Genomic DNA, 13,665 nt, shown 5'->3' with positions numbered 1-13,665 from the left:
CGCTACATCTTGGCGATAAGACCGGAGCCAGGCTCCGACGCCAGCAACGCATCCAACATTGCCTGGCATTCCTCCTCGTCTTTCGGAAGGGGCGCCTGTTCCGCGACATCGATGGCTAAGGACAAATGGCAGGCGAAAGCCGTGCATCCCGCGCCGCCGCGGTCGAGCGTCGCGAGCGCCTCCTTCATGAGACGCACGGCCTTCACCACCGCCGGATTTCCCCTGCACACAATGTCCTCATCGCGACCGAACGGAATGATATTTCCCATCAAACAACCTTCAAAGCTGGCACCTGCGCACCCCGGCGCCTGCGAGGCAATCACGCGGCATGATCCGGTACGAACCCAGACCGAGGCGCGGACGGATGCGATGATCCTATGGTTGATTGAATGTATCGACCAGACCGAAACCGTTAATTTTCGTTTCCATTTTGGGAGAAGCCCTTCCGGGACCCATCGCCGCGAACGACATCCGGCTGGACGCGAAAATCGGTACTTCCACGAAAGTCTTAGCGATGTCTGTTCTGCATCACGCCGTCGACCGCGCAGAGCTTGAAGCGCGCGGCATGGCCCTCGTCCATCATCTGGGCGGACACTGGACCGCCGGAAAGGGCATGTGCCGCTGTCCCGCGCACCCGGACCGAAGCCCGAGTCTTTCGGTACGGACCGGGGATACTGACCTCTTGTTCAAATGTTTTGCCGGCTGCGACACGATTGACGTCCTCCGCGCGATCGCCCGGCTCGGACCACTTCCGACTGCCGGTCCCCTGAATAGCTACATCGCTCAACCCGGTGTCGATGAAGGCTGGCTGCAATCGCGCGCGAAGGGCCTGTGGGAAGCGGCACGCGCCATCACCAATACGCCCGTCGAACGATACTTGCTGAACCGCGCGATCAGTCATTTTTCCCCGGCGCTCCGTTTTCACCCTCGTACCCCGCTCGGGTCGCGGCGTCAGGTCCTCTTCCGCCCTGCCATGCTCGCAGCCGTGCAAGAAGGCTCGCGCGTGATCGCCGTTCAGCGGACCTTCCTGGATACCGTCCGCGCACGTCGTGCTCGAGACCTCGGCAACCCCCGTCGAATGCTGGGGCGCCCCGCGCGGGGCGCAGTCATGCTGGCGGACGCCACCGACGTGCTTGGCCTTGCCGAAGGCGTCGAGACCGCGCTGTCCGCCATGATCCTGCTGGGCATTCCGGTCTGGGCGGTGCTCGGCAATGAGAGATTCCCGAGAATCGCCGTCCCGACCACTGTGGATCGCCTTGTGCTTCTCCCCGACAATGATCGGGCAGGCCGTCGCGCTGAGGATATCGCACGGGAAGCCCATGAAAGACCGGGACGGACGATCGAAACGATCTGGCCCTGGCACGGCCTGAACGACTGGAACGACGTCCTGCGCATGGAAGGGGAGAGGGGTGGGGAGCGGCGGCGGCAGGCGGCCTGATGGTCAGGACGCGTCCGCCTTCGGAGAATATTCCCATGTCCCAGCTACCCATTCTGGTGCCGGCATCGAAGCTCACCAAGTCGCCGACCAACGTTCGTAGATCGACGGACCCGGTCGCCGACGCGCAGCTCGAGGCGAACATCGCCGAAAAGGGCATAATCCAGAATCTCATCGGTGTGCCCGTCGCGCGCAAGAAAGGCCAGTATCGCATCACCGCTGGCGGACGCCGGCTCGACGCGGTCCAGCGCCTCATCGACAAGGCCGTATTCGACGCGGACTATCTCGTACCCGTCCTACCGCTCGCGGACGCCAAGGACGCGATCGAGATCAGTCTCGCCGAGAATTTCTTTCGCCTGGCGATGAATCCCGCTGAGGCTTGCCGCGCCTTCCAGGATGTCATCGAGACCGAGGGCAAGACCCCGGCCGATGTCGCGAAGCGTTTCGGCGTGACCGAGAAATTCGTACACGGCCGGCTTCGCCTCGCAGGGCTCGCCGAACCTGTCTTCGATGCGCTGGCGTCGAACGCTATCACCCTCGACGTCGCCATGGCCTATGCCAGCACGTCCGATGCGGAACGTCAGGCTGCGGTCTACGCGCAGATGGGCGAGGGCTATTATCGCTCCAATGTCAGCGAGATCCGCCGCCAGCTCGCCGCTTATAGCTACCGTGCCAGCGATCCGCGCGCGGTGCTTGTCGGGCGCGATGCCTATCTCGCCGCTGGTGGCCGCATCGACAAGGACCTCTTCTCGGACGCCGACAGCGAAAGCTGGCTCGATACGCACATCATCGATAGCCTGGCCGAGGAGGCTCTTTCGACCGCCGCTGCGGCGATCCGCGAACGCGACGGCTTCCAGGATGTCCGCATCGTTCCCGCGACACACGTGCCCTATACCGAGACCTATCAACTGCAGCCGCTCCGGGGTGAGCTGCCGCCGCTGACGGCCGAGCAGGAGAGCCGGCAGGCGGAAATCGAGGCGGAGCTCGAAGACATCGCGGCGTCCTATGAGGACGAGTCCTACGAGCCCAGCGAGGATGACGAGCTGCGGGGTGAGGCCCTCGAGGCCGAGCTCGCATCGATCACCGATCGGGCGCCGATCCTCACCGACGAGCAACGGGCGACGGCGGTGGCGTATGTCGTCATCGGTCCCGACGGCGCGCCGCGGGTTCACGAACAACTCTATGTCGCGCCGCAACCCGAGCCCGACGATGATGACGGCGAAGGCGATGGTGAGGCGGACGGGACCGCCCCCGATGCGGATGCCGTTCCGACCGACGCCAAGCCGGCGATCAGCCAGCGCCTCGCCGACGAGCTCGCGATGATGAAAACCGAACTGCTCGCGGTGCATGTCGCAAGCGACCCCGCCTTCGCGCTCGACCTCGGCACGTTCATCATGGTCGAGGCGGCAACCCGCACTATGGGGACCTATGGCATCCCCAGCGATCTGCGGGCGACGCGGCCTTCCCAGCGCGTCACCGGCTTCGAGAGCGGTACGCCGGCGGCCGCCGAATGGGCGAAGCTCGACCAGGCCCTGGATCGCAGCTGGATCGAGCATGAGACGATCGAGGCGCGCTATGATGCGTTCTGCGCCTTGGGCGATGCGCCCCGCGCGGCCTGGCTTGGCTGGGCGATCGCCCGCACGCTCGATGCGCGCCCTGCTGGTACGACCGGAAGCGGGTTCCTCGATCATCTCGGCGCCAAGCTTGCGATTGACGTCGCTGCCTGGTGGCGACCGACAGCACGCACCTATTTCGACCGTATCACCAAGCCGGCCATCCTCAGCCTGTTCGAGGACGTCGGCGGGTTCGAACTCAAGCAGCGCTACAGCGGCTCGAAGAAGCATGATCTCGCGGCCTCGGCCGAAAGGCTCTTCGCCGGCGACATCATCGTCGAGGCCGAGGTGAAGGACAGAGCGGTGCGCTGGCTTCCCGACGCCATGCGCTTCGTCGCCGAGACGGTCACCGTCATTGAGGGCGATTCGACCGGGACCGAGCCCGAGGTCGATGCGGCAAACACGGCCCCGACTTCAGACGATAGCGCGGCCCCACTCGCCGACGCTGCCTGACCCCGGCCCACTTCCGAACCTTGATTCGCGCGCCCTATCCGTCAGTCCCGCCAGGGTGGGGAGGGGGATGGGGTGGCGCGCGTCACGCGCAATGATCAACCAGGAGCATCCCGATGTCCCAGACCATGCTTGCGCTTCTCCAGCCCGAAATCGACACGCGCCCTTATGGCGCGCTGCGCGATGTCGCTCGTTCCATCCATCAGCACCTGCTTCGGCAGGGCACGATCAGCCGCCAGGCGCTTCAGAAACTGATGATGCAATGCTTTGGTGCGTCGGACGCATCTGGCGCCTGGTCGATGCGAGACGCCTATGAGGCGCTGGAAGCAGCCCAGGTCCTTCTGCTTCGGGATCCCGCTTGTCCTCTTCTGTCCGGCCCGACACCATCGGATCAGTTTCGCGCGCTGCACAGCTTCGAGCGATCACTGCCGACGCAGACCTACCGCTCCGAGCGCCAGATCGACCTGCAGCAGTTCAGCACCCCGCTCACTTTGGCCTGGTTCAATGCGCTCGCTGCCTGCATCGGTCCCGCCGATCTTGTTCTCGAGCCGTCCGCCGGCACCGGGATGCTCGCGGTCCATGCCAGAAGGGCAGGCGCGCGCCTCCTTCTCAACGAGCGCGATGCCCAGCGTGCCGCCTTGGTCGAGGAGGTGCTGGCGACGGCCGTGACCCGACACGATGCCGAACATATTGATGAACTGCTGGCGCATTCGGTGCGGCCGACAGTCGTGCTGATCAATCCCCCCTTCAGCCGCAGCGCCGCGCGGGGTGCCGACCGGCATGCGGGTGCGCGCCATCTGCGCTCGGCGCTCCTGCGGCTTGCACCTGGCGGCCGCTGCGTCGCGATCATGTCGCCCGGCTTCGCGCGCGGAAATACGGGCGGCCCAGGTTATGAGGTGGTCTGTGAGGTCGCCGTGCCGCGCGTCGAAATCGACATTGAAGGAAGCCCCTATTCCAAGCACGGCACGTCGATCGACGTCCGCCTGGTGGTTTTCGACAAGGGATGGTCGGGTGTCACCGAACGCCACCGCGCGCCCGACCTCGCGGCTGCGCTCCCGCTGCTGTTGAAGGTGCCGCCACGCCTCCCGCTCGACGAGCCGCCCGCGCCCCAGGCGGCAAGAGCCGTTCCCCGACTGCCGACCCGCACCGCACCGCAGGGGCTGCTGCGCGGCCTCACCGCCAAACCGCTTGCCGCACCGGTTTTGGTGCCGCAGCCGGTATCGCCCATAGCGCCGCTCGCCTATCGCGTCCGCGATGAGATCCGCCCCGCCGGCGACGCGAGCGGGATCTACGCACCCTGGCGCCTCGCACGCATCGATATCGACGGCGCCAATCCCCACCCCGACGCGCTGGTCGAGTCGCTGGCAATGGCTTCCGTGCCGCCGCCGGCGCCGCGCTATCGCCCGATGCTGCCCGACCGCACCGTTCGAGCGCTCTCCGATGCCCAGCTGGAGGTCATCATCCAGGCCGGCGACGCCTTCGCGCGCGACTTGCCGGGGCGCTTTCGCGCCAACGACGCCGGCGATCGTCTGATCGAGGACGAGACTGGCGCGGCGTACCGCACCGGTTTCTATATCGGCGACGGCACGGGCGTCGGCAAAGGCCGCGAGGCGGCAGGCTGCATCATGGACCAATGGTGCCAGGGACGCCGCAAGGCCGTCTACCTCTCGAAAAGCACCGCACTGGAGGTTGAGGCGAAACGCGACTGGACAGCGCTCGGCGGCCTTTCGGTCGACATTCAGGGGCTCGACGTTTTCCCGCTGGGCACACCGATCACCATGCCGGCCGGAATTCTCTTTTGCACTTATGCGACATTGCGCTCCCAGCGCCATGATGAAGCCTCCCGGCTCCAGCAGATCCTCGACTGGCTCGGGAATGATTTCGACGGCATCATCGTGATCGACGAGGCCCACGCGCTCGCCAACGCCGCCGGGACCGAGACACAGTTCGGTGCCGCCAAAGGCTCGGAACAGGGGCTTGCCGGCGTTCGTCTCCAGAATGCGCTCCCGCGTGCCCGCATCCTCTATCTGTCCGCGACCGGCGCCACGGACCCTGCCAATCTCTGCTATGCCGCGCGTCTTGGTCTCTGGGGGCCGGGCACAGCCTTTCCCGACCGGAACGCCTTCATGGCGGCAATGGACGAAGGGGGCATTGCCGCCATGGAAATCGTCGCTCGCGACCTGAAGGCCATGGGCCTTTATACCGCTCGAGCGCTCAGTTTCGCCGGCGTCGAATATGAAGCGCTCGAGCACCAGCTGACCGTGGACCAGATCGATATATACGATGCCTTTGCGGATAGCTGGAGCATCATCCACCGGAATCTCGATGAGGTATTGAAAGCCTCCGGCATCGTCGATCGCATGTCGGGCGACGTCCTCAATGCTCAGGCGCGCAGCTCGGCTCTCAGCCGCTTCGAAAGCTCGAAGCAACGCTTCTTCTCGGCCCTGCTCGTAGCGCTGAAGATGCCGACCCTCATCAAGGCCATCGAGGCCGAGCTCGGCCACGGGCACGCGGCCGTCGTCCAGCTTGTCACCACAGCGGAAGCAATTCTCGATCGACGCCTTGCAGGTCTTTCCGACGAAGAGCGCGCCAGCCTGGACCTCGAGCTGTCACCGCTCGACACGCTTATCGAGTATCTGCGCAGCGGCTTTCCCACGCGGCAGATGCGGACCTTCCGGACCGACGGGGGCGATCTGCGGTCAGAGCTGATGGTCGATGAACATGGCAACGCCGTGCACTGTCAGGAAGCGATCCGCGCCCGCGACAATCTGATCGAGCAGCTTTGTTCGATGCCGGCTATCCCTGCGGCCCTCGACTCCTTGCTCCGCCATTTTGGTGCCGACGCCGTCGCGGAGGTCACCGGCCGCAGCCGTCGTATCATCGTCGACAGAACCGGACGCCAGAAACTCGAACGGCGCGGCGCCCGAGCGAGCATCGCCGATGCCGACGCCTTTCAGGACGGGCGTAAAGCCCTGCTGGTCTTCTCCGATGCGGGCGGCACCGGGCGAAGCTATCACGCCGAACGCAATGCCAAGAGCGCCGGGAAACGCCGAATCCACTTCCTCCTCGAGCCTGGCTGGCGCGCGGCCGCCGCCGTCCAGGGCCTCGGTCGCACCCACCGGACCAACCAGACCGTTCCTCCGGTATTTCGCCCCGTCACCACCGACTGCAAGGGCGAACGCCGCTTTATCTCCACCATCGCCCGCCGCCTCGACAGCCTGGGGGCGCTCACCCGCGGCCAGCGGCAGACCGGCGGGCAAAATCTGTTCGACCCGGCCGACAATCTTGAAAGCGACTATGCCCGCGAAGCGCTCAACCAATGGTATCATTTGCTACACGACGGTAAGCTGGCGAGCACCACGCTTGATGGTTTTACCGACCTGACCGGACTCAAGCTTACCAATGCTGACGACGGTTCGCTGCTTGAGCATCTTCCACCGATCCAGCGTTGGCTGAACCGAATCCTCGCGCTGCGCATCGCCACGCAGAACGCGATCTTCGAAGAATATCTCGGGCTCATTCAGGCGCGGGTCGACGCGGCGCGCGAAGCCGGCACCCTCGATGTCGGCGTCGAAACCATCTTCGCCGAGAAGGTCATTCGCCTCGACGACCAGCTTCTCCGGCGTGATCCGGTCACCGGCGCCGAAACCCGTCTCCAACGGCTCGAACTGCACATCAAACGCCATGCCACGAGCTTCCACAGATTGATGACGGTCTGGGGCGAGACTCCCGACATCGGCTATCTGTGGAACAGCCGATCCGGACGCGTCGCGCTACGCGTCCCATCCTGGTCCGTCACCGACGAGGAAGGCCGCATCATTCCGATGTGCCGAATGGTGCGTCCGACCGGCAGCGATCGGCTCGATGCGGCCTCGCTATGGCATTCGCACTGGACGTCGATCGAGCCAGCCGATTTCCAGTCGCGCTGGGACGAAGAAACCGTCGAAGCGCAATCGAAGGTGGACGTCGAGACGATCAGTATCGCGACAGGCCTGCTCCTGCCGGTCTGGCACAAATTGCCCACCGATGATGTGCGCGTCTGGCGCGTGTCGGACGAGGCCGGCAACAGCCTCCTCGGGCGCATCGTACCGGACCACGCGATCGGCGCTCTCGCATCCGCCTTCGGTATCGATGCGGAACTCCGGCTCACGCCGCAGCAGATCCTTGCCGCCGCCAGGGACGGTGCCGGGGCATCGCTGCCAGGCTTCGGCGACGCCCGCCTGGTCACCGCCCTCGTTAATGGGCAGCGCCGTCTCGAGATCAAGGACTTCCCGCCCGAGCGGCGCGAATGGCTGAAATCGCTCGGATGCTTCGTCGAGATCATCGCCTATAAGGCGCGCATGTTCGTGCCGGTCGATCGGGCCGCAGCGATCATTGATCGGGTTTTACCGCAAACGCCTTGAATTAGCCTTGGTGAAAGACTAGTGTAATGACTAGTTTGGAGGTGATCATGCGACATTGGCCGGTGCAGGATGCAAAAGCCAGATTCAGCGAGATGTTGGACGCTTGCGCAGCCGAGGGCGCACAACTCGTGACCAAGCGTGGCGTCGAGGCCGCAGTGCTGGTGCCGGTCGATGAATGGAAGCGGCTGAACGCCCGCTCGCGTCCCACCCTCAAGGAACTGCTCCTCCAGGACGAGGGGCGCGGCGATCTCGGCATTCCCAATCGTGGGAATGGCCGCCGCCGGCCGATGCCCTCGCTCTGATGTACCTCCTCGACACGAACATCATCTCGGAGATGCGGCGCAAAAAGCCGCATGGCGCGGTCAAGGCGTGGCTTGAAGCCACCGATGACCGCGACCTTCATCTGTCGGCCGTAACGCTTGGCGAAATTCAGGCCGGCATCGAACGCACCCGCGATGTCGATGCCGACCGCGCCGAAGAGCTCAGCCAATGGGCCGATGCGGTCGCAGCCACGTTCAATATCCTGTCGATGGATGCCGCGACATTTCGTCTATGGGCGCGCCTCATGCATCACAAGCCGGACAGTCTCTATGAAGACGCAATGATCGCCGCCACCGCGATTGCCCACGGTCTCACCGTCGTAACTCGAAACGTGAAAGACTTTGCGGCGCTCAATGTCGAGCTATTCAACCCATTCGCAGCAAAGAATGTGAGCTGAGCGAATGGAAGAGGCGCAAAAACCCGTTCATACCCTTCGGGGTTCCAATTGTGTGATGATCGGCTGGGCATAGCGCGGGTCGCTCAGATCGAGGCCGGCAAACGGCACGAAGGCCTCAACCGTCATCGCGATTGATTTGAGCCCGGCTACCCCGAAGCTTGCCAGCTTCGCTTCTACAGGCGCTCCACCGTTCCGTTCGATCACAACAGCATCTACGAAGGGTGCATCATGACACGTGTAGAGAATGTGCGGCGCTGGAATGACCATGCCGCGATTATAGCTGGCACGAACGCATAACTGATTGCGGATCGCTTGCGGCAGCAACGCGACGGCATCCGTCTCTGCCGAACCGTCGTTGCCGCGAAGGCCGAATCGACAATGTCTTTCGCGGTGATTGCATATACCGGCAGCTAAAGGTGGGGCATCATCGTAGCAAGCGGCCAGCGAGACGCGCAATTCCTCCGATCCTTATCCGGCTGAGTGCCGCAGCCTGGTCAATGGGCGGGAACAAGATCCCGCCCACCATGATCAGCTTGCTTCCAACACGGCTTCGACCGCTGCCTTGCGGCCGCGACGAGGCTTCGCTGCAGGCTCAACAGCCACATCCTGCGCGGCAGGCTTTGTCTTTGCCTTGCGACCCCGCGTCGGCTTCACCACGACCTCATTGGTCCCGGCAGCCAAAGCCGCAGGTGCAGCCGCGTCGGCCTGTTTCGGTTTGCGGCCCGGCTTCAGGCGGACACCCTTGGCCGGCACGGCCGACTTTGCTTTGGCGACGCGGCCTTTCTTCGCGGTCGGAGCTTGCTCCGCCGTCTCCACCGGTGCCGGCGCTTCTTCACTTTCTCTCACCGCCACAGCCGGCGCCGCTGGCTTGCGCCCAAGGCCCAAGCGCTTCGCGACCTCCCGCCGCTGTTCTGAATAGCCCGGCGCAACCATGGGATAGTCCTTCGGCAACTTGTACCGATCCCGATATTCCGCCGGGGTCAGCCCGTTCGTCGACAGATGGCGCTTCAACGTCTTGTACGGCTTCCCATCGATCATGCTGAGAATGTGATCGCGCGACGCCAGACTCTTGCGCGCGGTTACCGCTGCAGCAAATTCAGGCACCGCAGGTTCCACTGGGACGGCATCTCCGGACAGAGCTGTCCGTGTCGTCTGAATTAGACCAGCGAGTTCCGCGCTCGGCACCAAATTGTTTGAAACATAAGCGCTCAAAAGCTGCACGGTCAGCGTCGTGAGATCAGGCGTTTCGGCATCGGCCATGGGATACTCCTTCATCGTGCAAACAAATGCGCACCGCGGCGCGCTAACCGCACCAATTTTCAAACAAGTAAACACCAAGTCCTGCCGTGCCCAGAACAGGAAGTCAAAGGGGAGGGAGAGGGGATAAGCGCGGCGAGAGCATTGGCGCTCTCGGTCCCGACCTTGCAAGGAGACGTTCCCATGGCGACGCTCGCCCGTACCATCGATTCACCGCGCACGACTGCGCCCTATCGCATCGACGTCTCGCGCGGCCAGATGAGCAGCCGCGTATCCTCCGAGTGGTTCTCGCGCCCGGATGATGAGAAATTTCTGTCGCTGACCACCCTCTACGACAGCGTGCGCCGCCGCGCCGATCGTGCCTCGACCCGTGTCGTCGAAAGCCGGGCAGTTCGCGTCGAAGCCAGAAGCGACAATCCCGAACGATTGATGCTGTTCGCCCCCGGCGACGACAATCCCATTGCCCCGACCAACTGGTCCTTCGGCCAGCTTGCCAGCCTTGTCGGTGCGCCAGCCTCCTATCTGCGCCAGCTTCCAGCAGCGCTTGCCGGGATAAACCTGCAGCACGGCCTGATCACCCATCGCGGCGAGCAGGTGAAACTGCTCCAGACCGAGGACGGCCGCACCGAGCTACGCGCTGCAACCGGCCCCGATTATGGCAGGATCTGGGATCACGAGCTCGTATCGGCCGTCATGAATTTCGCTGGTGACGGCGTCGGCGACACGCGCTGGAAAGTGCCCGGCACAATCCAGTGGGGGAATATGCACTACAATCCCCATGTCGACATCACCAAGGACACGACGACGCTCTATGCATCGGATCGCGACGTTTTCGTGTTTCTCGTCGACGACACTCATCCGATCGAAGCAGGCAAGCTCCCAAATGGTGAGCCCGATTATTATTTCCGCGGCTTTTACGCCTGGAACTCTGAGGTCGGCTCCAAGACGCTCGGCATCGCGACTTTCTACCTTCGCGGTGTGTGTGCCAATCGTTGCTTGTGGGGCGTCGAGAACTTCGAGGAAGTCAATATTCGCCACTCGAAATTCGCCGCCGCCCGTTTCGCCCATCAGGCAGCGCCCGCCCTTGAGCATTTCGCGGACTCCTCAGCGCAGCCATTCGTGAGCGGGATCAACGCCGCCCGCGACCGCATCGTCGCCCGCAAGGACGAGGACCGCGAGGATTTCCTGCGCAAGCGCGGCTTCTCGAAAACCGAGACCTCCAAAATCATTCAGACCGTGCTGGTCGAGGAAGGGCACCCGCCTGAATCCCTCTATGATTTCGTACAGGGCATCACCGCCGTCGCCCGGTCAAAGACCCATCAGGACGGCCGCCTCGAACTTGAGGGCAAGGCCCGCAAGCTTCTCGAAAAGGCGCTCTGAACCACCCCCTGTCACGCCGTCACCGCACCAGTACTCAGCCTGGCCGCCGGCCCCCGGCGGCCGATCCTTTTCTGCGATCAGGAGATCCGCCATGCCCGCTGCTTCGCAATTCTCCCTGACCAGCTTCATCGTCGACGTCGATTTCTTCTGCGACGACGAACGCTACGGAACGGAAACCTACACGATCACTGCCGCCAGCCGCTACCAGGCAGAGCAGGACGCGCTGCAGCGTTCGGGCTCGAGCATCTATGACGATGATCGTATCCCTGATCGCCGGCGCCGCGCCAACGCCCGCGAAGCCTGACCCTCATGATCTCCGACCGCACCCAACGCTGGCGCGATCGCCGGTGTCGATGGATTCCGGCCGCAACCGAAATCGATCCCCGATCGCTCGCAGTCGATGTCATCGATACGAGGCAACAGGCCGCGCCCTTTGTCGAACGACATCATTATGCCGCCTCGATGCCGGTCGCGCGCATCAGCTATAACGGGCGCATCTGGCCGATCGCGGAATGGACACCCGGCGATCAGCCGATCTTCGACAACCGTTGCGCCGAAGACACGAACTGAGCAGCTGCTCGGGTCGTCAGCCAAGTCTAACCGAACAACTTCATCGACAGGATCAGGCAAATGACTGACTTTGCCCATCGTGACCACGCGGCGCTGCTGACCCGCATTCGTTTCGCACTCGAAACACCGAACGATCTCGAGCCAGCGGCTCGCGCGGCATTGATCCAGGATATTGCCATTGCCGAGGACCGCTTTGCCGCGACGCCATTACCATGGCCGATTGAGCTTCATGGCGGGGTCATCGAAAACCGGAACGGCGTGAACATCTACGCTGCGCCGGACGCCGAAACCCTTGCCAGTGAAATCGCTGCCTATTGTCGTTGCTGGTGGGCAGAGACCGGAGATGACCGCGATCCCACGCACCTTGCCGATGAAGAGGTAATCAAAGCCTATTTCGATGACCATGCATGTGAAAGCTACATCGTCGACCAGATACGGGTTGCACCTTCCGCGACGCTAGCGGTGGCACCGCGGGATCGTCTCGAGCAGGGTCGCTATTGCGTAATCTCGACGGTGCACCTGACCGCCCAAACAGCTGCTCGCCTCGATGACTGGGCCTCCTGGCCACCGACTGACAGACCCATCGACATCGCCGCCTCGGTCTATGGCTGGTTCGTGCCGACGCGGCCAATCGACGACGACCGGCAGCCGCATCTGCCGGACGATATTCTCCGCGTCATCGCCTTCGGCCGCGAACGTGGATTCGCGTTCGTTCTCCTCGATTGCGATGGCGGCGACGTCGATGGCCTGCCGGTGCAGAACTGGTGATCGCGGCGATCGCCGTCGCTTGTACGATAGGCTCCGTACTGCTCCCGAGATCGACGAAAACCGGCTTCAGCGCATACTGGCGGCGGAAACCCGCCGTCCCGACCCCGAACCATGGCCCCGAGCGGAGAGTAGGGCTGCGGCCTCGCGTTTGAGCGCCCTCATTCCAGACAAATCTGGTACAGCCGGATCAGCCTCATCCCAGTCCGCGATCTTGCGCGCAATCTCCACCAATCGATCGCAGTCATCCTGTATCGCGGCGACAACATAATGCGCCTGGGACGAATAGCTTTCCCACATGGGCCGGCCCTCGAACTTTATGTTTTCGGGGTGTCCGTCGAACCTGCAAAGCGCCCTCGCAGCGCGTTCGGCTGGAATCATGACTTATCGTCCTACCTGCTGGATCGCCCTAGACTATAGCGCTCGCCACTCGCCATCAACCTCGCAAGGCCCAAGCAGCGAAAGGGCTCAATTAAGCTTCGCACAGGCCCTGAAGACATGACCTGACGGTCGAACGAAGCGATCCGCTTCCCCGTCCGCCAGACCCATGCCTTCGTGAATTTCCATTCCGCATGATCGCCATGCACCACGACAATTCAAGCGACGGGAAAGAGAGTAGCGTGTCGTGCGTCTCGGCTGCCGGGCCGTTGGCTGGAAGAAAAGGGGGGAAGGATGGACGGCGCAACGGTGCGCTTCGCGGTCCGAGACTTCTATGCCTTATAACGTCGCCGTCCGTTTCGCGCGCATCCACCGCGAGTTACACCCTCTGCGCCATCCGTCGAGCCTGCCCGGCTCTTCGCCTGAAAAGCGCGGCTTCGCGCTCGTCCCGCCCCCGATCACTTCTCACCCCGGAGGATATGATGACCAAGATAACGATACGCTGTGGCAACTGCGGCGGCGATAACGTCATGCGGGATGCCTGGGCGACCTGGGACGATGCGTCCCAATCATGGGTCCTGGGCAATGTTTTCGACGCTGCCTTCTGCAACGATTGCGAAGCTGATGCGACGCTCGTCGAGCGCCCTATCAACGACCAACCCGGAGCGGTGCGCTGCAGCTGAGCGGACGGAGCGG

At 63.5% G+C, this 13,665-nt stretch carries 13 protein-coding genes; 10 read left to right on the top strand and 3 right to left on the bottom strand.

Annotated elements, in window-relative coordinates; all coding sequences use genetic code 11:
- Positions 1 to 2: 2 nt before the first annotated feature.
- Positions 3 to 269, bottom strand: a complete 267-nt coding sequence (locus ABD050_RS09745; RefSeq protein ID WP_343889103.1) for a hypothetical protein — start codon at positions 267 to 269, stop codon at positions 3 to 5.
- 161 nt (positions 270 to 430) lie between these two features.
- Between ABD050_RS09745 and ABD050_RS09740 the strand changes: the two genes are divergently transcribed.
- The 5 genes from ABD050_RS09740 (at position 431) to ABD050_RS09720 (ending at position 8,619) form a co-directional block, all read left to right on the top strand.
- On the top strand, positions 431 to 1,438 hold the full coding sequence (locus ABD050_RS09740; RefSeq protein WP_343889102.1) for a DUF7146 domain-containing protein: 1,008 nt from the start codon (positions 431 to 433) through the stop codon (positions 1,436 to 1,438).
- Positions 1,439 to 1,473: 35 nt separating this feature from the next.
- Entirely contained in the window at positions 1,474 to 3,501 is a 2,028-nt protein-coding gene (locus tag ABD050_RS09735) for a ParB/RepB/Spo0J family partition protein (RefSeq protein WP_343889101.1), read from the top strand.
- A gap of 113 nt (positions 3,502 to 3,614) precedes the next feature.
- A complete protein-coding gene (locus tag ABD050_RS09730) occupies positions 3,615 to 7,901 on the top strand; it encodes a strawberry notch-like NTP hydrolase domain-containing protein (RefSeq protein ID WP_343889100.1) in 4,287 nt (1,428 codons plus the stop codon).
- A gap of 26 nt (positions 7,902 to 7,927) precedes the next feature.
- Entirely contained in the window at positions 7,928 to 8,203 is a 276-nt protein-coding gene (locus tag ABD050_RS09725; RefSeq protein WP_343889099.1) for a type II toxin-antitoxin system Phd/YefM family antitoxin, read from the top strand.
- Positions 8,203 to 8,619, top strand: a complete 417-nt coding sequence (locus ABD050_RS09720; protein ID WP_343889098.1) for a type II toxin-antitoxin system VapC family toxin — start codon at positions 8,203 to 8,205, stop codon at positions 8,617 to 8,619. Before ABD050_RS09725 ends, ABD050_RS09720 begins: the two co-directional genes overlap by 1 nt.
- Positions 8,620 to 8,646: 27 nt before the next feature.
- Here ABD050_RS09720 and ABD050_RS09715 read toward each other — a convergent pair whose 3' ends face one another.
- Positions 8,647 to 9,075, bottom strand: a complete 429-nt coding sequence (locus ABD050_RS09715; protein ID WP_343889097.1) for a hypothetical protein — start codon at positions 9,073 to 9,075, stop codon at positions 8,647 to 8,649.
- Between the two features lie 72 nt (positions 9,076 to 9,147).
- Positions 9,148 to 9,879 carry a Ros/MucR family transcriptional regulator gene (locus tag ABD050_RS09710; protein ID WP_343889096.1) on the bottom strand — a complete coding sequence of 244 codons (732 nt, stop codon included), beginning with the start codon at positions 9,877 to 9,879 and terminating at the stop codon, positions 9,148 to 9,150.
- A gap of 180 nt (positions 9,880 to 10,059) precedes the next feature.
- Here ABD050_RS09710 and ABD050_RS09705 point away from each other — a divergent pair, with 180 nt between their 5' ends.
- From ABD050_RS09705 to ABD050_RS09685, 5 genes are all read left to right on the top strand, one after another.
- On the top strand, positions 10,060 to 11,256 hold the full coding sequence (locus ABD050_RS09705; protein ID WP_343889095.1) for a DUF932 domain-containing protein: 1,197 nt from the start codon (positions 10,060 to 10,062) through the stop codon (positions 11,254 to 11,256).
- Positions 11,257 to 11,347: 91 nt separating this feature from the next.
- Positions 11,348 to 11,560, top strand: a complete 213-nt coding sequence (locus ABD050_RS09700; protein ID WP_343889094.1) for a hypothetical protein — start codon at positions 11,348 to 11,350, stop codon at positions 11,558 to 11,560.
- Between the two features lie 5 nt (positions 11,561 to 11,565).
- Positions 11,566 to 11,826, top strand: a complete 261-nt coding sequence (locus ABD050_RS09695) for a hypothetical protein (protein ID WP_343889093.1) — start codon at positions 11,566 to 11,568, stop codon at positions 11,824 to 11,826.
- Positions 11,827 to 11,886: 60 nt separating this feature from the next.
- A complete protein-coding gene (locus tag ABD050_RS09690) occupies positions 11,887 to 12,594 on the top strand; it encodes a DUF5983 family protein (protein WP_343889092.1) in 708 nt (235 codons plus the stop codon).
- Positions 12,595 to 13,451: 857 nt separating this feature from the next.
- Complete coding sequence (locus ABD050_RS09685) at positions 13,452 to 13,652, top strand: hypothetical protein (RefSeq protein ID WP_343889091.1); 201 nt, start codon at positions 13,452 to 13,454, stop codon at positions 13,650 to 13,652.
- Positions 13,653 to 13,665 lie beyond the last annotated feature (13 nt).

This window comes from Sphingomonas oligophenolica (assembly GCF_039522915.1).
Taxonomy (GTDB): domain Bacteria; phylum Pseudomonadota; class Alphaproteobacteria; order Sphingomonadales; family Sphingomonadaceae; genus Sphingomonas; species Sphingomonas oligophenolica.
This window is presented reverse-complemented; position numbering and strand designations above follow the sequence as displayed.

Coding starts and splice junctions, on each gene's coding strand:
- ABD050_RS09705 (WP_343889095.1), top strand. CDS start 10,060: ATGGCGACGCTCGCCCGTACCATCGATTCACCGCGCACGACTGCGCCC.
- ABD050_RS09730 (WP_343889100.1), top strand. CDS start 3,615: ATGTCCCAGACCATGCTTGCGCTTCTCCAGCCCGAAATCGACACGCGC.
- ABD050_RS09685 (WP_343889091.1), top strand. CDS start 13,452: ATGACCAAGATAACGATACGCTGTGGCAACTGCGGCGGCGATAACGTC.
- ABD050_RS09735 (WP_343889101.1), top strand. CDS start 1,474: ATGTCCCAGCTACCCATTCTGGTGCCGGCATCGAAGCTCACCAAGTCG.
- ABD050_RS09745 (WP_343889103.1), bottom strand. CDS start 269: ATGGGAAATATCATTCCGTTCGGTCGCGATGAGGACATTGTGTGCAGG.
- ABD050_RS09695 (WP_343889093.1), top strand. CDS start 11,566: ATGATCTCCGACCGCACCCAACGCTGGCGCGATCGCCGGTGTCGATGG.
- ABD050_RS09720 (WP_343889098.1), top strand. CDS start 8,203: ATGTACCTCCTCGACACGAACATCATCTCGGAGATGCGGCGCAAAAAG.
- ABD050_RS09700 (WP_343889094.1), top strand. CDS start 11,348: ATGCCCGCTGCTTCGCAATTCTCCCTGACCAGCTTCATCGTCGACGTC.
- ABD050_RS09725 (WP_343889099.1), top strand. CDS start 7,928: ATGACTAGTTTGGAGGTGATCATGCGACATTGGCCGGTGCAGGATGCA.
- ABD050_RS09690 (WP_343889092.1), top strand. CDS start 11,887: ATGACTGACTTTGCCCATCGTGACCACGCGGCGCTGCTGACCCGCATT.
- ABD050_RS09710 (WP_343889096.1), bottom strand. CDS start 9,879: ATGGCCGATGCCGAAACGCCTGATCTCACGACGCTGACCGTGCAGCTT.